Origin of the sequence: Bradyrhizobium erythrophlei (assembly GCF_900129505.1) — a bacterium.
Taxonomy (GTDB): domain Bacteria; phylum Pseudomonadota; class Alphaproteobacteria; order Rhizobiales; family Xanthobacteraceae; genus Bradyrhizobium; species Bradyrhizobium erythrophlei_D.
Window position 1 is genome coordinate 1436972 of the sequence record NZ_LT670818.1, and the last position, 19261, is coordinate 1456232.

A 19261-nucleotide genomic window follows, 5' to 3' on the forward strand; every position below is an offset into this window, starting at 1 on the left:
CGGATGATGACGACCTCCTGGGATGCGCTGTTGGAGTTACATGCCCCGCTACAAACTCACCATCGAATATGACGGCACGCCGTTCTGCGGCTGGCAGATCCAGGACAACGGCCCGTCGGTGCAGGGCGCGCTGGAGGACGCGGTCAGGGCGATCTGCGGCGAACAGGTCCGCGTTCACGGCGCGGGCCGCACCGACGCCGGCGTGCATGCGCTGGGCCAGGTCGCGCATTGCGACATCGCCAAACATTTCGTGCCGGGACGATTCCGCGACGGGCTGAACGCGCATTTGCGGCCGCATCCGATCGGCGTGCTCAGTGCGGATATCGTGCCGGATGATTTCGAGGCGCGATTCTCCGCTAAAAAGCGGCATTATCGCTATCGGATATCCAATCGCCGCGCCAATCTCGCGCTCGACATCGGCCGCGCCTGGCGCCTGCCTCGGCCGCTCGATACCGATGCCATGCACGAAGCCGCGCAAAGACTGGTCGGCAAGCACGATTTCACGACATTTCGCGATACCGAATGCCAGGCGAAATCGCCGGAGAAAACACTCGACCAGCTCGACGTCGTCAGAGACGTCGATGCGATCAACATCATCACCTCGGCGCGCTCGTTCCTGCACAGCCAGGTGCGCTCGATGGTGGGATCGCTGATGTGGGTCGGCGACGGCCGCTGGAGCCCCGACGATCTCGCCGCAGCGCTGGCCGCCCGCGACCGCGCCGCCTGCGGCCCGGTCGCGCCGCCGGAAGGGCTGTATCTGGTAAGGGTGGATTATTGAGATTTCTTGACCGCGCCCCGCTTGCGGGGAGACGTCGAAATTCGCGCTTGCGAATTTCGGATGGGGGGATTCTCCGCGCATTCGGTCCGGTGAGGCAGCCCCTCACCCCAGCCCTCTCGGAGCGAGCTACGCCCGTCTCGGCCCCGCAAGAGCGGGGCGAGGGAGCGATGGATCACGTTCCCCGCGGCTTGACGCGCCGGGTCGGCGGGGCGCTGGCGGGGTCCTCCGGCCAGGGGTGCCGGGGGTAGCGGCCGCGCAGATCGGATCGGACTCCTGCATAACTGCCACGCCAAAAACCCGGCAGGTCGCGCGTCACCTGCACCGGCCGCTGCGCCGGCGACAGCAGTTCCAGCACCAACGGGATTTTACCGTTTGCAATCGAAGGATGGGTGTTGAGTCCGAACAATTCCTGCAGGCGAACCGCAATGGTCGGCCCCTGCTCGGCCTCGTAGTCGATGGCAAGCTCGGTCCCGGTCGGCGCCTCGAAATGGGTCGGCGCTTCGCGCTCCAGCCGCGCGCGCAATTCCCACGGCAATAGCGTCATCAGCGCTTCCGATAGATCGCCGGATGAAAATTCCTTCAGCGAAATCTTGTCGTACAGCGCCGGCACCAGCCAAGCCTCACGCTGCGCGGCGAGCGCGTCGTCGGACAGATCGGGCCAGGAATGCTCCGAAGTCTCGCCCTCAGCCTTGCGCAGGAACATCACGCGGTCACGCCACTGTTTTGCGGATTTCGACCACGGCAGTTTATCGAGGCCGACCGAAATCAAGCCATCGGCCAGCACAGGCGCCGTCTCGGCCGAGGGCTGCAGTGCCAAGGGCGCTTCCGACAGCGTGATCGCGTGCAGGGTTTTCCGGCGCCGCGCCCGCAAGGCCAGCGCGCCCCGATCGAACGAAATCTCGTCTGCGGTCTCGATCTGGTCGGCGAAGTGCCGCTCGATTTCGTCCTGCGCGATCGGCGCCGCCAGCAGGATCCGCCCCTGGGCCGCGGTGCCCGTCAATTCCGCGACCGCGATATAGGGCGTGCGCGCCAGCGCCGATGCCTGGTCGACCGCGGCGCCGCGGCCGTTGGCGAGCACAAAGCTGCCATTGCCGCGGTTGCGCGCGACGCGGTCGGGAAAGGCAAAGGCCAGCATCACGCCGGTCGAGGGCGAAATATCTCCGCGTGGCGATCCTTCGGTGGCCGCCACCTGCGATGCCCAGCGCTGGGCAAGAGAGCGCGCGCTGGAAGCGCGTTGCGAACGGTCGCGACGGAATTGGTCTAGCCTGAAATCGAGATCGACGCTGTCGCCGCCGAGCCCGCGTTCGGTGAGCACGGCGGCGATTTCGGCAGCTTCTTCGCCCGCGCCCAGCCGATGCGCGTCCACGATCATCCGCGCCAGCCGCGGCGGCAGCGCCAGCGCGCGCAGGCTCTTGCCCTCCGCGGTGATGCGTTCATCAGCATCGAGCGCGCCGAGCTCACGCAACAGGCTCTTTGCCTCCTTCAGCGCGGGCGCGGGCGGCGGATCGAGGAACGCCAACGTCGCGGGATCGCTGACGCCCCATTGCGCGAGGTCGAGCACCAGCGACGACAGATCGGCACTGAGGATTTCCGGCTGCGTGTAGGCCGCAAGCGATGCGGTCTGCGGTTCGTCCCACAGCCGGTAGCACACGCCGGGCTCGGTGCGGCCGGCGCGGCCACGGCGCTGGTCGACCGCGGCGCGGGAGGCGCGCACGGTCTCCAGGCGCGTCAGCGCGATGTCCGGCTCGTAGCGCGGCACCCGCGCCATGCCGGAATCCACCACAATGCGCACGCCCTCGATGGTCAGCGAGGTTTCCGCGATCGAGGTTGCCAGCACCACCTTGCGATGGCCCTTCGGCGCCGGCTGGATGGCGCGGTCCTGCACCGACGCATCGAGCGCGCCGAACAGCGGCACGATTTCGACTGACGCGTCGTGGATACGCTCGGCCAGGAAATTCTGGGTGCGGCGTATCTCTGCAGCCCCCGGCAGGAACGCCAGCACCGAACCGGGATCGGCGCGTAGCGCCAGCGCGATCGCGTCCGCCATCTGCCGCTCCAGCGGTGCATCGGCCTTGCGGCCGAGATAGCGGGTTTCGACCGGAAAGGCGCGGCCCTCGCTCGATATGACCTGCGCATCGCCGAGCAGTTTCGCCACCCGCGCCCCATCCAGCGTCGCCGACATCACGAGAATGCGCAGGTCTTCGCGCAGTCCCGTCTGCGCGTCACGCGCCAGCGCTAAACCCAAATCGGCATCGAGCGAGCGTTCGTGAAACTCGTCGAACAGCACGGCGGCGACGCCGTTCAGTTCGGGATCGTCGAGAATCTGTCGTGAGAAGATGCCTTCGGTGACGACCTCGATCCGGGTCGCGCGCGATACTTTCGAGCCGAAGCGCACGCGGTAGCCGACGGTCTCGCCGACCCGCTCCCCGATCGTCTTGGCCATGCGCTCGGCGCTGGCGCGGGCCGCGATCCGGCGCGGCTCCAGCACGATGATCTTCTTTGTCTTGAGCCAGGGTTCGTCGAGCAGCGCCAGCGGCACCCGCGTGGTCTTACCGGCACCGGGCGGCGCCACCAGCACGGCGGCGTTTCTCGACGCAAGCGTGCGCGCGAGTTCGTCGAGCACTGCGTCGATGGGGAGAGGCGTGTCGAAAGTGCGCACGGGTTAATCCGATGTCGCCGGGGGCGAGCAGCCCGATATGAGGTCGTCATACGCGGGCTTAACCCGCGTATCCATCATCTTTGAAGAGGGATGGATTGCCGGATCAAGCCCGGCAATGACGAGCAGGACTCACTTCCGCGGCACGGGCGCCCGTCCCACGCTTTCATAGACAAAACCGTGCGCTGCCATGTCTTCGGGGCGATAAATGTTGCGGAGATCGACGACCACGGGATGGGCCAACTCGCTCTTCAGACGATCCATATCGAGCGCGCGGAACTGGACCCATTCCGTCACCATCACCAGCGCATCGGCGCCGCGCGCGCAAAGATAGGGATCGTCGCAATACTCGATGTCGGGCAGTTCGCGGCGTGCCTGCTCCATGCCGACCGGATCGTGGGCGCGCACCTTCGCACCCATGTCGAGCAGCCCGGTCACCAGCGGGATCGACGGCGCCTCGCGCATGTCGTCGGTGTCGGGCTTGAAGGTGAGGCCGAGCACGGCGACGGTCTTGCCGCGCAGGCTGCCGCCGGATGCATTCGCGACCTTGCGCGCCATCGCGCGCTTGCGATTGTCGTTGACCGTCAGCACCGCCTCGACGATCCGCAGATGCACGTCGTGATCCTGCGCGATCTTCACCAGCGCGCGGGTGTCCTTCGGAAAGCAGGAGCCGCCGAAGCCGGGGCCGGCATGCAGGAATTTCGAGCCGATGCGATTGTCGAGCCCGATGCCGCGCGCGACTTCCTGCACGTCGGCGCCGACCTTTTCCGAAAGATCCGCGATCTCGTTGATGAACGTGATCTTGGTGGCGAGGAAGGCGTTGGCGGCGTATTTGATCAGCTCCGCGGTGCGCCGCGCCGTAAACATCAAAGGCGCCTGGTTGAGCGACAGCGGCCGATAGATATCGCCGAGCACTTTTCGCGCGCGGTCGTCGGAGGTGCCGACCACGATGCGGTCGGGAAACTTGAAGTCGCGGATCGCTGCGCCCTCCCGCAGAAACTCCGGATTGGACGCGATCACCGCGTCGGCCGCGGGATTGGCCTCGCGGATGATGCGCTCGACCTCGTCGCCGGTGCCGACCGGAACGGTCGATTTGGTGACCACCACGGTGAAGCCGGCCAGACAGCCCGCGATCTCGCGGGCGGCGGCATGAACATAACTCAGATCGGCGTGGCCATCGCCGCGCCGCGACGGCGTGCCGACGGCGATGAAGACCGCGTCGGCCTCGGCGACCGGCGCCTTGAGATCGGTGGTGAAATCAAGTCGCCCGGCCTTCACATTGGAGGCCACCAGCGCATCGAGCCCGGGCTCGAAAATCGGGATTTCGCCGCGGCGCAAGGCCGCGATCTTGTCGGTATCCTTGTCGACGCAGGTAACCTGGTGGCCGAAATCAGCGAAGCAGGCGCCGGAAACCAGCCCCACATAGCCCGTGCCGATCATCGCGATGCGCATGTCTATTAATCCGTCGAATGGTTAACGTTGAACCCGATGTTGGCGCGGTCTTAAAGCATTTTGCCGCCGAGGGGAAACCGGAACGTTCCGTCAATCGGCATGACATTTGGATGAATAAAGGAGAATGAAACCACCAGCACCGATGATGCGCCTTAGCCGCGCCGAAAAGGGACACCGATGACAGGAATGGGCACATCCGCCGTCAGGACGCGTTCCACGCAGGCCGCGGCAGGCCGCATCGATTGGGTGGATTACGCCAAGGGTATCTGCATCGTCATGGTGGTCATGATGCATTCGGTGCTCGGGGTGGAACTGGCCGCCGGCCAGACCGGCTTCATGCATGTGCTGGTGGCGTTCGCCAAGCCGTTCCGGATGCCGGATTTCTTCCTGATCTCGGGGCTGTTCCTGTCGGTGGTGATCGACCGCGACTGGCGGACCTATCTCGACCGCAAGGTGGTGCACTTCGCCTATTTCTATCTGCTGTGGGTGACGATCCAGTTCGGCTTCAAGGCGCCCGGCTTCGCCGCCGAGAGCGGCTGGGCCCATGTCGGCTTCCTGTATCTTGAATCCTTCATCGAGCCGTTCGGCACGCTGTGGTTCATCTATCTCCTGCCGGTGTTCTTTGTGGTCACCAAGGCGACGCGCAAGCTGCCGCCGCTGTTGATCTGGACCGTCCTGGCACTGCTGGAGAGCGCGCATATCGAGACCGGCTGGACCGCGATCGACGAATTTGGCGCGCGCTTCGTCTATTTCTATTCCGGCTATCTCTGCGCCGATTACGTGTTCGCACTGTCGGATCGCGCGCGCGCAAAGCCCGCGCTGGCGCTTCTCGGATTGACGCTGTGGGCGCTGGTCAACGGCAGCCTGGTCTATTTCGGCTGCAGCGAATGGCCCGGGGTGTCGCTGCTGCTGGGGTTATCGGGCGCCTGCGCCATCGTCATCATGGGCACGCTGCTGGCGCGCGTGCATCGGCTCGATTTCCTGCGCTTCTGCGGCGAGCATTCCATCGTGATCTATCTCGCCTTCTTCCTGCCGATGGCGGCGACCCGCACGCTGCTGCTGCGGGTAGGGTTGATCCCTGACGTCGGCACGATCTCGCTTGTCGTCACCATTGCCGGCGTGCTCGGCGCGCTGGCGATCTGGCGGATCGCGCTCAAGGCCGGCGCCAATTTCCTGTTCGAGCGCCCCGAAGCCTTCTGGATCGCACCGAAGAAATCGCGGCCCACGCTGCAGGCGGCCGAGTAGCTTTCGCGCCACATATCCGCTGTCATCGCCCGGCTTGACCGGGCCGCCTAGTGTTCCAGAGGCCTCTCGTTTGAACACAAGGGCCGCGGCGTACTAGGTCACCCGCATTCGCGGGTGACGACAACTGAATTTTCCTACCCCGCCTCCGCAATCTTCACGCCATCCCTCATGTCCTTGATCCTCTCGCGGAACCCCTCGGCATCACCGAAATCGGCAAAGCCCTGGTAGTGCGGATGCGGGCCGAGGATCCGGCGGGCGTGCTTGATCGGGCACCAATAGACTTCGGTGCGCGACGCCACCTCGCGCACAAACGCGACCGCGCCATTGGCATAGGAGCAATAGGCGCAATTGATTTTCTCGATGATGTTGAGATAGGCGAGATGGTGGCGGTCGAACACCAAATAATCACGGCGGCGCACCTTTGGAATCTTGTAGATGGGAAAGCAGATCGCCTGATAGGCCATGACCCAGATGTCGACCAGCGCGATCGGAACGATCAGCGAATAGATCACCGGCGCGCTCAGGATCGTCAGCGGATTGGCGTCGATCAGGTAGCGCGCCGCCCGGGTCTTGAGTTCGTGGTGGATCCGCAGCACCTCCTTTTCGAACACGATCCTGCGGTTCTCGAGGCGGAAGCGCAACTCTTCCCGCCGCTTTGTCAGCTCGGCCTCGATTTCGGCCTCGACCGATCGCAGCTTCGCCGTCAACTCATCGAGGTGCGCGGTCATGTTTCGTCCTTTCGGGTCCGCCCCAATCCCGCAGGGGTTCACGGAACGGCCCGCAATGCAACTCATTCGGGGGCGCCCGGGCGGGGCAAAAATCCCGGCACAACCGGTCCCGAAGGCTGTCAATCCGCGCAAAAATCCCTAGATTTCGGCCATGCCGAAAACAGCCCCAACAGCCTCCGCAAAGCCCGTTGCCGCCAAAGCCCCCGCCAAGGGGGACCACGTCTTTCTGGTCGACGGTTCCTCCTATATTTTTCGCGCCTACCACGCGCTGCCGCCGCTGAACCGCAAGTCCGACGGCCTGCAGGTCAATGCCGTGCTCGGCTTCTGCAACATGTTGTGGAAGCTGCTGCGCGACATGCCGCCGGACAACCGGCCGACCCATCTGGCCATCGTGTTCGACAAGTCGGAAGTCACGTTCCGCAACAAGCTCTACCCCGATTACAAGGCGCAGCGGCCGCCGGCGCCGGACGATTTGATCCCGCAATTCGCGCTGATCCGCGAGGCCGTGCGCGCCTTCGACCTGCCGTGCCTCGAGCAGGGCGGCTTCGAGGCCGACGACCTGATCGCGACCTACGCCCGTGAAGCCGGCGAGCGCGGCGCCATCACCACCATCGTCTCCTCCGACAAGGACCTGATGCAGCTCGTCACCGACAAGGTGACGATGTACGACACCATGAAGGACCGCCGCATCGGCATTCCCGAGGTGATCGAAAAGTTCGGCGTGCCGCCGGAGAAGGTGGTCGAGGTGCAGGCCCTGGCCGGCGATTCCACCGACAACGTGCCCGGCGTGCCCGGCATCGGCGTCAAGACCGCGGCACAACTGATCGTCGAATATGGCGACCTGGAAAATCTGCTCAAGCGCGCCGGCGAGATCAAGCAGCCGAAGCGGCGCGAGGCGCTGATCGAGAACGCCGAGAAGGCGCGGATCTCGCGGCAGCTGGTGCTGCTCGACGACAAGGTCGAGCTGGACGTGCCGCTCGACGACCTTGCCGTGCACGAGCCCGACGCGCGCAAGCTGATCGCTTTCCTGAAGGCGATGGAATTTTCCACCCTGACGCGCCGCGTCTCGGAATATTCCCAGATCGATCCGGCGGATGTGGAGGCGGACGCGACCAACAAAAGCGGGACCAGCGGTCGCTCGGCCGGCTCGCCGCCGCCCCCGCGCGCGGCGGGAGGCGATCTTTTTGGCGAGCTGGAGTCTCCCTCCGCCGCAAGCGGCAAAAGCGGCGCGCCTGCGGCGGGCAGAAGTCAAGGCAAGCCGGAAAAATCCAATGTCGTGCTCACCCCGCACGCGCTTGCCGCGGCGCGCGCGGAGGAAGCGCGCCAGACGCGGATCGACCGCAGCAAATACACGACGATCCGCACGCTCTCCGAGCTCAACGCCTGGATCGCACGGGTGCACGAAACAGGCCATTTCGCGATCGAGGCCAAGGCCAATTCGATCGACCCGATGCAGTCCGAGATCTGCGGCATTGCGCTGGCGCTCGCCCCCAACGACGCCTGCTACATTCCGCTCAGCCACAAGCAGTCCGGCGACGGCTCGGGCCTGTTCGCCGCCGGGCTTGCGCCGGATCAGATCGGAACCAGCGAGGCGCTGGAGGCGCTGCGGCCGCTGCTGGAATCCGCCGGCACCCTGAAGATCGGCTTCAACATCAAGTTCAACGCCGTGATGCTGGCGCAGCACGGCGTTACCTTGCGCAACCATGACGACGCGCAGCTGATGTCCTATGCGCTGGACGCCGGCCGCAACGCCCACGGACTGGATGCGCTGGCCGAGCGCTGGCTCGGTCATGCCACCATCAGCCACGGTGAATTGATCGGCAGCGGCAAGGGCAAGCTGACCTTCGACCAGGTCGCGATCGACAAGGCCACGGCCTATTCGGCCGAGGATGCCGACGTGATCCTGCGGCTATGGCGCGTGCTGAAACCGCGGCTGGTCGCCGAGCGCATGACCGCGGTCTATGAGACGCTGGAGCGGCCCTTGATTTCGGTGCTGGCGCGGATGGAGCGGCGCGGCATCTCGATCGACCGCCAGGTATTATCGCGGCTGTCGGGCGAATTCGCCCAGACCGCCGCAAGGGTCGAGGCCGAGCTTCAGGAGCTGGCCGGCGAGCCCATCAATGTCGGCAGCCCCAAGCAGATCGGCGACATCCTGTTCGGCAAGATGGGATTGCCCGGCGGCACCAAGACCAAGACCGGCGCGTGGTCAACTTCGGCGCAGATTCTCGACGAACTCGCCGAACAGGGCCACGAGTTTCCCAAAAAGATCCTGGAATGGCGGCAGGTTTCAAAACTGAAATCGACCTATACCGACGCGCTGCCGACCTATGTGCATCCGCAGACCCATCGCGTGCACACCACTTACGCGCTGGCGGCGACCACTACCGGGCGGTTGTCGTCGAACGAGCCGAACCTGCAGAACATTCCGGTACGTACCGAGGACGGCCGCAAGATCCGTCGCGCCTTTATCGCTTCGCCCGGCCATAAGCTGGTGTCGGCAGACTATTCGCAGATCGAACTGCGGCTGTTGGCCGAGATCGCCGACATTCCCGTGCTGAAGCAGGCCTTCCGCGACGGGCTCGACATTCACGCCATGACAGCGTCGGAAATGTTCGGCGTGCCGATCAAGGACATGCCGAGCGAGGTGCGCCGACGGGCCAAGGCGATCAATTTCGGCATCATCTACGGCATCTCGGCGTTTGGGCTGGCCAACCAGCTCGGCATCGCCCGCGAGGAAGCCTCCGCCTACATCAAGAAGTATTTCGAGCGTTTTCCGGGCATCCGCGCCTACATGGATGCGACGCGGGATTTCTGCCGCGCGCATGGCTATGTCGAGACCCTGTTCGGCCGGAAGTGCCACTATCCGGATATCAAGGCCAGCAACGCCTCGGTCCGTTCCTTCAACGAGCGCGCCGCGATCAATGCGCGACTGCAGGGCACCGCCGCCGACATCATCCGCCGTGCCATGACCCGGATGGAAGACGCGCTGGCCGAGAAAAAACTCTCGGCGCAGATGCTGCTGCAGGTGCACGACGAACTGATCTTCGAGGTGCCCGATGACGAGGTTGCCGCGACCCTGCCGGTGGTGCAGCACACCATGCAGGACGCGCCGTTCCCGGCGGTGCTTCTTTCGGTGCCGCTGCATGTCGACGCGCGAGCGGCGAACAATTGGGACGAGGCGCATTAGAGCATCGCTGTCGTCGCCCGGCTCGACCGGGCGATCCAGTATTCCATAGCCGTCGCGGTCGATCACCGGGCGTCATACGCGATCCGGCTCGGTTGGCTGCGTCGCTTCATAACTGCTTTAGGTGTGTATTGGGTCGCCCGGTCAAGCCGGGCGATGACACTTGTGTTTGAAATTTTCGACCAGCCGCCATGCCCTTTTCGAAATGGCACTCCGCCACAATGCACGTTAGAAACCCGTACATCCCCCGCTCGCGAGTCCCCCATGCCCCACCTCACCTCCCTGCTCGGTTTTGCCCTGGTCTCGCTCGGCATGGTGCTGACGCCGGGGCCGAACATGATTTATTTGATCTCGCGCTCGATCACGCAGGGGCCCGCGGCGGGGATCGTTTCGCTCGGCGGGGTCGCGCTCGGTTTTGTGTTTTACATGCTGTGCGCAGCATTCGGCATCACCGCGCTGTTGCTGGCCGTGCCCTATGCCTACGACGCACTGCGGCTTTCGGGTGCTGCCTATTTGCTGTGGCTGGCCTGGCAGGCCGTGAGACCGAACGGGCGCTCGCCGTTTCAGGTGAAAAAGCTTGCCGTCGACGGGCCGCGAAAATTGTTCGCGATGGGGTTCGTCACCAATCTCCTGAACCCCAAGATCGCGATGCTGTACCTGGCGCTGCTGCCGCAATTCATCGATCCCGCCGCGGGCAGCGTGCTGACGCAGTCGCTGGCGCTCGGCTCGATCCAGATCGTGATCAGCGTTTCCGTCAACGCAATGATCGCGCTCGCCGCCGGCTCGATCGCGCTGTTCCTTGGCACAAGGCCGACCTGGCTGCTGCTGCAGCGCTGGCTGATGGGCACCGTGCTGGCGGGGCTCGCGGTGCGGATGGCGCTGGAGACGCGGCGGGCGTGAGGCACTGGTAGGGCCGTCATCATCCGCGAAGGCGGATGATCCAGTACTCCGTGAAAGCCGATCTGAACCGAGACGTCTCGGATTACTGGATGCCCCGCCTTCGCGGGGCATGACGGTGGTCTCAATCCAGCTTCGCGTCCATGCCGCGCTTGACCGCGGGGCGCGCCATCAGCGTCTCGTACCAGCGCTTGACGTTGGGGAAATCGGAAAGCTCCACCTTGTGGCGCGGGTGCCGCCAGGCCCAGCCGAGGATGGCAAAATCGGCAACCGACAACGGGCCCGCGACGAAGTCGCGGTCGGCAAGACGGCGATCCAGCACGCCGTAGAGCCGGCGGGTCTCCGCCATGAAGCGCTTCAGGCCATAGGCGCGCTCCTGTTCGTTCTCCAGCGCGATGAAGTGATGCACCTGCCCCGGCATCGGCCCGAAGCCGCCCATCTGCCACATCAGCCATTCATAGACCGGGATACGCCCGGCCAGGGGCTTCGGCAGGAATTTTCCGGTCTTCTCGCCGAGATATAGCAGGATCGCGCCGCTTTCGAACACGCTGACGCGCTTGCCGTCCGGCCCGTCGGGATCGACGATCGCCGGGATCTTGTTGTTCGGGCTGATCGCGAGGAACTCCGGCGCCATCTGCTCGCCCTTGGTGATGTTGACCGGAAACACCTTGTAGGGCAGTCCCATCTCCTCCAGCCCGACCGAGATCTTGCGGCCGTTCGGCGTGTTCCAGGTGTGGAGTTCGATGGTCATTTTTGGTCATCCTCCCGCCAAAGGCTTTGGTATCCCCTACCCCGGAACCCGACGCCCTTACAACCGGCCTTTCCGCAAGCCCTCCCCGCGCCCGCTGTTGACGGCGCGCTATCCGCTCTGGAATGTGCGCCCGTCCGCCGATAGATTGCGCCCGCCCTTATAAAGAGAAGACCGCCTTGTCCAAATCAGCCTCCCGTGCCCGCCTCGCCGAGATCATCCGCAAGCGCTCGTTCGGCCGCGGCGAGATCACGCTGGCCTCGGGCCGCAAGAGCGATTTCTACTTCAATCTCAAGCCAACCATGCTCGATCCCGAGGGCGCCTCATTGCTCGCGGAACTGACGTTCGAGGCGCTGAAGGATGACGGGCTCGATTATGCCGGTGGCCTCGAGATGGGCGCGGTGCCGCTGGTGGGCGCGATCGCGCAGCTGTCCTGGCTCAAGGGCCATCCGATCGCGGCCTTCTTCGTTCGCAAGAAGCCGAAGGAACATGGCGCCCGCCTTGCGGTCGAAGGCCTCGCCAAAGGCGAGACCTTGGCCGGCAAGCGCATCGTGATCGTGGAGGACGTCACCACGACAGGGGGCTCGGCGCGGAAGGCCGCCGAAGCGGTGCGCGAGGCCGGCGGCGAGATCGTGCTGGTGTTCACCATGGTCGACCGCGAAGAAGGCGCGACCGAAGCTTTCGCCGAAGCCGGCATTGCCTTCCGCTCGCTCTACAAGGCCAGCGAGTTCCTGAAGGATTGAGCGGGTCGCGTTCGCTCTTCCGGCAAGCCACCGCTCTCTCTTCTCCCTCGCCCCGCTCTTCGTAGGGCCGAGACGAGTGTAGCTCGCTCTGAGAGCGTTGGGGTGAGGGGCCTCTCTCAGCAAACTCTTTAGGACTCGCGGAGAGTCCCCCTCACCCGCCCGACTTCGCTGCGCTTCGTCGGGCGACCTCTCCCCGCAAGCGGCACGAGGTAAGGCAGCCACATTTCTTTTCCGCCGTCCGACCCTCGCGGTCACCGCTCGTTTACCATCCCGCATTAGGGTTACCGGCGCTGAGGCATTGCTTCGCTTCGGTAGAGTTCGTTGTGTGGGGTGGAGTAAGCGTTGCGTATAGAGTTGTCTCATCAGCGCATGCGGCGCCGCATGATGCTTGTCGCCGCGACGGTACTCGCGGGCCTGGTTGCGGTTACCCCTCGCGCGGCCACCGCCGAAGGCCTGTTCGATCTGTTTTTCAGCGGCTTGCAGAAGCAGCAGCCTGCGGCCGCGTCGCCGCAGGCTAATTTCTTTGCCGATCCGTTCAGCCAGAACCAGCCGCCCGGGCCGCCGCCGCGGCCCATTGCGTCAGGCTCCGGCCCGGCCTTTTGCGTGCGCAGTTGCGACGGCCGCTACTTCCCGCTGACCGCGCGCAACGCCTCGCCGGCCCAGATGTGCCAGGCGTTCTGTCCGGCGAGCCCGACAAAGGTGTTCTTCGGCAGCAATATCGACAGCGCCTCGTCGGCCAACGGCGAGCGCTATGCGGACAGCGAGAACGCTTTCGCGTTTCGCAAGGCGATGCGCGCCGACTGCACCTGCAACGGCCGCGACCCCGCAGGGCTGGCGCCGGTCGATCTGACGCTTGACACCTCGCTGCGTCCCGGCGACGTGATCGCCACCACCGACGGGCTCGTGGCTTATTCCGGCGTCAAGGCCGGCGACGGCCAGACCGCCGAATTCACGCCGATCGCTTCCTATCCCGGCCTGACCGCCGAGGTCCGCGCGCGGCTCGGCGGAATGCGGGTGGCGCCAGTGCGCGCCGAGATGATCGCCAATGATGCGCCGTTGGCGGAGACGAGCCGCGATGCCGTGCCGCCCGTGACCACGGTGCCGAAGACCGTTTCGACCAGGGCGAAGCGGGCCGAAGCCGATTGAACTGTCATTCCGGGGCGATGCGAAGCATCGAACTCCGATGTGCAATTGCACATCGGAGAATCTCGAGATTCCCCGATGCGCAATTGCGCATCTGAGGTCTGGTCCTTCGGACCATCCCGGAATGACGGAGACTTTTTTCACCGCCCGACGATGACGCCGATCACGTTCGGTGCCGACAGATATTTCTCCTCGATCTTGGCCCGCGCCGCGGCGCGGTTTTCCGGCGTCAGCAGGCCGCGCTTTTCGGCGAGGATCATCCAGCAATAGCCCCACCAGTCCGTCAGCATGCCATCGTCGTCGACGAGGTCGTAACCCTGTTCGGCGGCGAAGATGCGCGCATGCGCCTCGTCGAGGGAGTCGAGAAAGGCGTGGTCGGCGTCACCGAACAGATCGTCGCTGAAATCGTCGGTGGTATAGCCCCACACCGACATGCAGACGGTGTTGAACTCCCGGTCGATCTGGTCGTCATCGACGACCTGCCGGCGCGAGGCCTGATGCAGCCGCGACAGCGAACGGGCGAAGTCGGCGATGCGGGTGAGCGCGAATTGATCGAAGGCGATGGTGGACATGTAGTCCTCGGATGGCTCGGTAGACCATAGATATTGTATCGGGATAGCACCGAATCACTATTATATATCAAAGACTTGCTAAAGTGTTCTTAATTCGTTCCAGACCTTCAAATTTGACAGTTGCGTCATCCCGGCTTGCGCCCGCAGGCAAGCTTGCCGGGACGGCGCTTCGCGCAATTTTCGCCCCGTCAGCGAATCACGGCGGCGGAGACCGCGCGGGCCACGGCGGCAATCGTCGCGTTTTGCTGGTCATTCGAACCGGATGCGCCGGTGAGATAGACCGCGACTATGACCGGCGCCCGCTCCGCGGGCCATATCACGGCGACATCGTTGGCGGTTCCGCGCGCGCCCGAGCCGGTCTTGTCGCCGACGCGCCAGCCCGCCGGCAAGCCGGCGCGCAGACGCGCGTCGCCGGTCTTGTTGCCGATCATCCAGGCCGTCAACCGATCCCGCGACGCGGACGACAGCACCTCGCCCAGCACGAGTTTTTGGAGATTCGACAGCATCGCATTCGGCGTGGTGGTGTCGCGCGGATCGCCGGGTGTGGCCTCATTCAGCTCGGGCTCGATGCGGTCGAGCCGGGTCACCTGATCGCCGAGCGTGCGCACGAAGGCGGTCAGATTTGCCGGTCCCCCGATATTGGCAAGGAGAAGGTTGGCGGCCGTATTGTCGCTGCGGGTGATCGCGGCCTCGCAGAGCTCCGCGAGCGACATGCCGTCACCGCCGAGGTGGCGCTCGGTTACAGGCGAGTAGGACACGAGGTCAGCCTTGGTAAAACCGATGCGTCGCTCCAGCTTTTCCCCCTGCGCGTCGACGCGACGGAGGATCGCGGCGACCGCAAGCACCTTGAAAGTGCTGCACATCGGAAATGGCTGATCGGCACGATGGCCGGCCATCGCGCCGGTCGATGTATCGAGCACGGCAACCCCAAGCCGGCCGCCGCTCTCCGCTTCCAGTCTGGCCAATTCTTTGGCGAGATTGTCGTCGAGGCCCGCACCCGCCGGTGCGAGTCCTGCCCAGGCCGCCAAAGGATATCCGATAAGGGCAGCGCAAACCGCCCTCGAAAATTCACGTCTGTTGGTCATCCGAATCGTCTCCGTTGTGGCGGCAAGATGTGCGGGGAGGACCGGCGTTGACAAACCATCATTTCTGAGGCGAAGCATAAGAAAAACTTGGATCTGCAAGAACTTGGATTTCCCGGAATTTGGGTCTCGAAATGACGACATCGCATTTGCCGCTCAACGCACTTCGGGCCTTCGAGGCTTCGGCACGGCAGCTCAGCTTTACGCGCGCCGGGCTGGAACTGCGCGTCACCCAGGCAGCCGTCAGTCAGCAAGTCAAAGGCCTGGAAGAAAGACTGGGCGTGCAGCTTTTTCGCAGGCTTCCGCGCGGGCTGGCGCTCACGGATGAAGGACAGGCCTTGCTGCCGGCGATCGCCGACTCATTCGATCGCATACGCGCGACGCTGGATCGCTTCGAGGATGGCTACTTCCGGGACGTCGTGACCGTCGGCGTGGTCGGGACCTTTGCGACCGGTTGGCTGCTGCCGCGGCTGAAGGCTTTCGAGAAGGCCCATCCGCACATCGACCTCAGGCTGCTCACCAACAACAACCGCGTCGATATCGCCGGCGAAGGTCTGGATTTCGCAATCCGGTTCGGCGACGGCGCCTGGCACGGAACCGAAGCGACACGTCTTTTCGCCGCGCCGCTCACACCCTTTTGCGCCCCCGGCATGGCGAAAAAACTGCGCAAGCCCGCCGACCTGAAGCGCGAGGTCCTGCTGCGCTCTTACCGGTTGGACGAGTGGTCGCGCTGGTTTGCCGCCGCCGGCCTCACTAGCCCGCCGACGAAAGGGCCGATGTTCGATTCATCGGTCACGATGGCCGAGGTTGCCGCGCATGGCGCAGGGGTCGCCCTGCTGCCGGCGTTGATGTTCGGTCATGATCTGCGGCAGCGCCGGCTGGTCCGGCCGTTCCAGACCGAGGTCACGCTGGGCGAATACTGGCTGACATCGCTACGCTCGAAGCGACAGTCCGCGGCAACCCACGCTTTCAGGGCGTGGCTCCTCAAAAACGTCGCCACGTCAAAGGCTTGATGGATACCCTCAAGGTTGCCGACAGCAATCGGTTGGCGGCCGCTTTGATTGCGGCTCACATCGCCGAAAGCATCTTGTCACCGCAATAATTCGCGAAAAACTTTCCGCCGCACTGCCGCTTGATCGCGGCGCAGCGCGCGGCGGGCGAGGCGTCGGTCGGGACGCTGAACGAGCAGCTCAAGCCGTCGGCGCTTCTGCCGGGCCTGTCGGCGGCGAAGGCGGCGCTGGAGGCGGTGATGCAGACAACCAGCAACGCGGCGGCGATGATCTCGATGGTCAGTCTCATGGTCCGGTCCTCCCAGATAACGCGACGTCGGATTTGGTAAATTTTATTCTATCACCAAAGCCGATACGCGCGGAGGGGAACAAATTCGGCCCGGTCCTTGCATAAAAACCATGCATGCATTGCACAATCGGGACCCCCGGCGGGTTTCGATCCCGGCATAGAGCGCGTATGATTTCAGTCGGTTTCGAGTTGAGGGATGCCCAAATTGTCCGATCCATCATTCCCAACCCTTTTTCCGGCGCACGACCAGCCGATCGACGAACTGGCGCTGACCGAGATCAAAAGCGCGATCCTCACCAAGCTGCGGCTGGCGATCGGCAAGGACGCCGGCATGGCGACCCGGCACGACTGGTACAAGGCGGCCGCGCTGGCGCTGCGCGACCGCATCGTGCACCGCTGGCTGACGGCCGAAAAGAAGAGCTACGACGCCGGTGCCAAGCGGGTCTATTACCTCAGCCTGGAATTTCTGATCGGCCGCCTGTTCAGCGATGCTCTGAACAATATGGGGCTGTTGAAGGTATTCGAAACCGCGCTCGGCGACCTCGGCGTCAGCCTCGCGGATTTGAGCAAATGCGAGCCGGATGCCGCGCTCGGCAATGGCGGCCTGGGGCGGCTGGCGGCGTGCTTCATGGAGAGCATGGCCACGCTCGCGATACCCGCCGTCGGCTATGGCATCCGTTACGATTTCGGCCTGTTCCGCCAGATCATCGCGCAGGGCTGGCAGCAGGAATATCCCGACGAGTGGCTGAGTTTCGGCAACCCCTGGGAATTCCAGCGGCCGGAAGTGGTCTATCACGTGCATTTCGGCGGCGGCGTCGAACATGTCGACGACAAGGGCCGCGACCGCGCGATCTGGCATCCCGCCGAGACCGTGCAGGCCGTTGCCTACGACACCCCGATCGTGGGCTGGCGCGGCCAGCACGTCAACGCGCTGCGGCTGTGGTCGGCGCGCTCACCCGACCCGTTGAAACTCGACGTCTTCAATACCGGCGACTATCTCGGCGCCAGCGCCGAGGAAGCGCGCGCGGAATCAATCTGCAAATTCCTCTACCCGAACGACGAGAGCCCGGCGGGCCGTGAGCTGCGGCTGCGCCAGGAATATTTCTTCGTCGCGGCCTCGCTGCAGGATCTGGTCAACCGCCATCTCACCTCCGACGGCCAGTTGCGCGGGCTCGCCTCCAAGGCGGCGGTACAGCTCAACGACACTCATCCGAGTCTTGCCGTCACCGAGCTGATGCGCATCCTGGTCGACCTGCACAATTTCCGCTGGGAGGAAGCCTGGAAGATCACCGTGGCGACGCTGTCCTACACCAACCATACGCTGCTGCCGGAAGCGCTCGAGACCTGGCCGCTCGAATTGTTCGAGCGCCTGCTGCCGCGGCATCTCGAGATCATCTACCGCATCAATGTCGCGCATCTGGCGCTGGCGGACGCGCGCTGCCCGGGCGATGTCGACTTCCGCGCCTCGGTCTCGCTGATCGACGAAAAATCCGGCCGCAGGGTGCGGATGGGGCAATTGGCCTTTGTCGGCTCCCACAGCATCAACGGCGTCTCGGCGATGCATTCCGACCTGATGAAGGAGACCGTGTTCCACGACCTCAACCATCTCTATCCCGGCCGCATCAACAACAAGACCAACGGCATCACCTTCCGCCGCTGGCTGATGCTGGCCAATCCGAAGCTGACGGACCTGATTCGCGAGGCCTGCGGCGACGCCGTACTCGATGATCTGTCGCTGCTCGAACGTCTCGAGGCGCACGCCAGCGACAATGCGTTCCAGCAGCAATACCGCGCCGTCAAGCATCACAACAAGCTGGCGCTGGCGCGGGTGATCGGCGAACGTCTCAACGTCATGGTCGATCCCGGCGCGCTGTTCGACGTCCAGATCAAGCGCATCCACGAATACAAGCGCCAGCTGCTCAACATCATCGAAGCCGTGGCGCTGTATCACGCGATCAAGGACGAGCCGCAAAAGGACTGGGTACCGCGGGTCAAGATATTCGCCGGCAAGGCGGCGGCGAGCTACCGCTACGCCAAGCTGATCATCAAGCTCATCAACGACGTCGCCGAGGTCGTCAACAACGATCCCGCCGTCGCCGGCCGGCTGAAGATCGCGTTCCTGCCCGACTACAATGTCAGCCTGGCGGAAGTGATCATTCCTGCCGCCGACCTGTCCGAACAGATCTCGACCGCGGGCATGGAAGCCTCCGGCACCGGCAACATGAAGCTCGCGCTGAACGGCGCGTTGACCATCGGCACGCTCGACGGCGCCAATATCGAAATCCGCGACCATGTCGGCGCGGAAAACATCGCGATCTTCGGCATGGAGGCGATGGACGTGATGGTGCGCCGCAAGCAGGGGTTGGACGCAACCGACGTGATCCGGAAGTCACCGCAGCTTTCGCGCGCCATCAACGCGATCGGTGGCGGCGAATTCTCGCCCGGCGATCCGGGCCGGTTCGAATCGATCGCCCACTCGCTGCGCCATCTCGACCATTACATGGTGAGCGCGGATTTCGAATCCTATTACGGGGCCCAGCGCGGCATCGACGCGCGCTGGCAGGTGGTGCCGGCATGGACGCGGGCCTCGATCCTCAACGTGGCGCGGATGCCGTGGTTCTCCTCCGACCGCACCATCCGTGAATATGCCGGCGAAATCTGGAACGTGCCGGTGCGCGGAGGGTCGGCAGCGCTGGAGCCGGGCGTACAGCGCGGGGCGACGCGGTAGGGCCGC

At 64.5% G+C, this 19261-nt stretch carries 15 protein-coding genes; 8 read left to right on the forward strand and 7 right to left on the reverse strand.

Features of this window, described 5'->3' with window-relative positions; genetic code table 11:
- Positions 1–40 precede the first annotated feature (40 nt).
- Positions 41–778 carry a tRNA pseudouridine(38-40) synthase TruA gene (truA, locus tag B5525_RS06720; RefSeq protein ID WP_079565302.1) on the forward strand — a complete coding sequence of 246 codons (738 nt, stop codon included), beginning with the start codon at positions 41–43 and terminating at the stop codon, positions 776–778.
- 172 nt (positions 779–950) lie between these two features.
- On the opposite strand, the gene hrpB is transcribed toward truA, so the two are convergent.
- Positions 951–3437: an ATP-dependent helicase HrpB gene (gene hrpB, locus B5525_RS06725; protein ID WP_079565303.1), complete on the reverse strand. Its 2487-nt coding sequence runs from the start codon at positions 3435–3437 to the stop codon at positions 951–953.
- A 129-nt stretch (positions 3438–3566) separates the two neighbouring features.
- Positions 3567–4886, reverse strand: a complete 1320-nt coding sequence (locus tag B5525_RS06730) for a UDP-glucose dehydrogenase family protein (RefSeq protein WP_079565304.1) — start codon at positions 4884–4886, stop codon at positions 3567–3569.
- Between the two features lie 177 nt (positions 4887–5063).
- Between B5525_RS06730 and B5525_RS06735 the strand changes: the two genes are divergently transcribed.
- Positions 5064–6131, forward strand: coding sequence for an acyltransferase family protein (locus B5525_RS06735; protein WP_079565305.1), 1068 nt, complete (start codon positions 5064–5066; stop codon positions 6129–6131).
- Between the two features lie 134 nt (positions 6132–6265).
- On the opposite strand, the gene B5525_RS06740 is transcribed toward B5525_RS06735, so the two are convergent.
- Positions 6266–6859: a hypothetical protein gene (locus B5525_RS06740; RefSeq protein WP_079565306.1), complete on the reverse strand. Its 594-nt coding sequence runs from the start codon at positions 6857–6859 to the stop codon at positions 6266–6268.
- A gap of 151 nt (positions 6860–7010) precedes the next feature.
- On the opposite strand from B5525_RS06740, the gene polA reads away from it, so the two are divergent.
- Together polA and B5525_RS06750 are read left to right on the forward strand one after the other, a co-directional pair.
- Complete coding sequence (polA, locus tag B5525_RS06745) at positions 7011–10046, forward strand: DNA polymerase I (protein ID WP_079565307.1); 3036 nt, start codon at positions 7011–7013, stop codon at positions 10044–10046.
- Between the two features lie 261 nt (positions 10047–10307).
- Positions 10308–10943, forward strand: coding sequence for a LysE family translocator (locus B5525_RS06750; RefSeq protein ID WP_079565308.1), 636 nt, complete (start codon positions 10308–10310; stop codon positions 10941–10943).
- 121 nt (positions 10944–11064) lie between these two features.
- Here B5525_RS06750 and B5525_RS06755 read toward each other — a convergent pair whose 3' ends face one another.
- Positions 11065–11691: a glutathione S-transferase family protein gene (locus tag B5525_RS06755; RefSeq protein ID WP_079565309.1), complete on the reverse strand. Its 627-nt coding sequence runs from the start codon at positions 11689–11691 to the stop codon at positions 11065–11067.
- 176 nt (positions 11692–11867) lie between these two features.
- Between B5525_RS06755 and pyrE the strand changes: the two genes are divergently transcribed.
- Together pyrE and B5525_RS06765 are read left to right on the forward strand one after the other, a co-directional pair.
- Complete coding sequence (pyrE, locus tag B5525_RS06760; protein WP_079565310.1) at positions 11868–12431, forward strand: orotate phosphoribosyltransferase; 564 nt, start codon at positions 11868–11870, stop codon at positions 12429–12431.
- 384 nt (positions 12432–12815) lie between these two features.
- Entirely contained in the window at positions 12816–13577 is a 762-nt protein-coding gene (locus B5525_RS06765; protein ID WP_425305291.1) for a DUF2865 domain-containing protein, read from the forward strand.
- A 137-nt stretch (positions 13578–13714) separates the two neighbouring features.
- On the opposite strand, the gene B5525_RS06770 is transcribed toward B5525_RS06765, so the two are convergent.
- Positions 13715–14146 (reverse strand): hypothetical protein, encoded by a 432-nt coding sequence (locus B5525_RS06770; RefSeq protein WP_079565312.1) that lies wholly within the window; start codon positions 14144–14146, stop codon positions 13715–13717.
- Between the two features lie 188 nt (positions 14147–14334).
- A complete protein-coding gene (bla, locus tag B5525_RS06775) occupies positions 14335–15231 on the reverse strand; it encodes a class A beta-lactamase (protein WP_079565313.1) in 897 nt (298 codons plus the stop codon).
- A 131-nt stretch (positions 15232–15362) separates the two neighbouring features.
- Between bla and B5525_RS06780 the strand changes: the two genes are divergently transcribed.
- Entirely contained in the window at positions 15363–16241 is an 879-nt protein-coding gene (locus B5525_RS06780) for a LysR family transcriptional regulator (protein WP_079565314.1), read from the forward strand.
- A gap of 55 nt (positions 16242–16296) precedes the next feature.
- Here the strand turns inward: B5525_RS06780 and B5525_RS06785 are convergent, their stop codons facing one another.
- Positions 16297–16527 (reverse strand): hypothetical protein, encoded by a 231-nt coding sequence (locus B5525_RS06785; RefSeq protein ID WP_079565315.1) that lies wholly within the window; start codon positions 16525–16527, stop codon positions 16297–16299.
- A gap of 196 nt (positions 16528–16723) precedes the next feature.
- On the opposite strand from B5525_RS06785, the gene B5525_RS06790 reads away from it, so the two are divergent.
- The gene (locus tag B5525_RS06790) at positions 16724–19255 is read left to right on the forward strand and encodes a glycogen/starch/alpha-glucan phosphorylase (RefSeq protein ID WP_154073103.1); all 2532 of its coding nucleotides are present in this window, start codon (positions 16724–16726) and stop codon (positions 19253–19255) included.
- Positions 19256–19261: the final 6 nt, after the last annotated feature.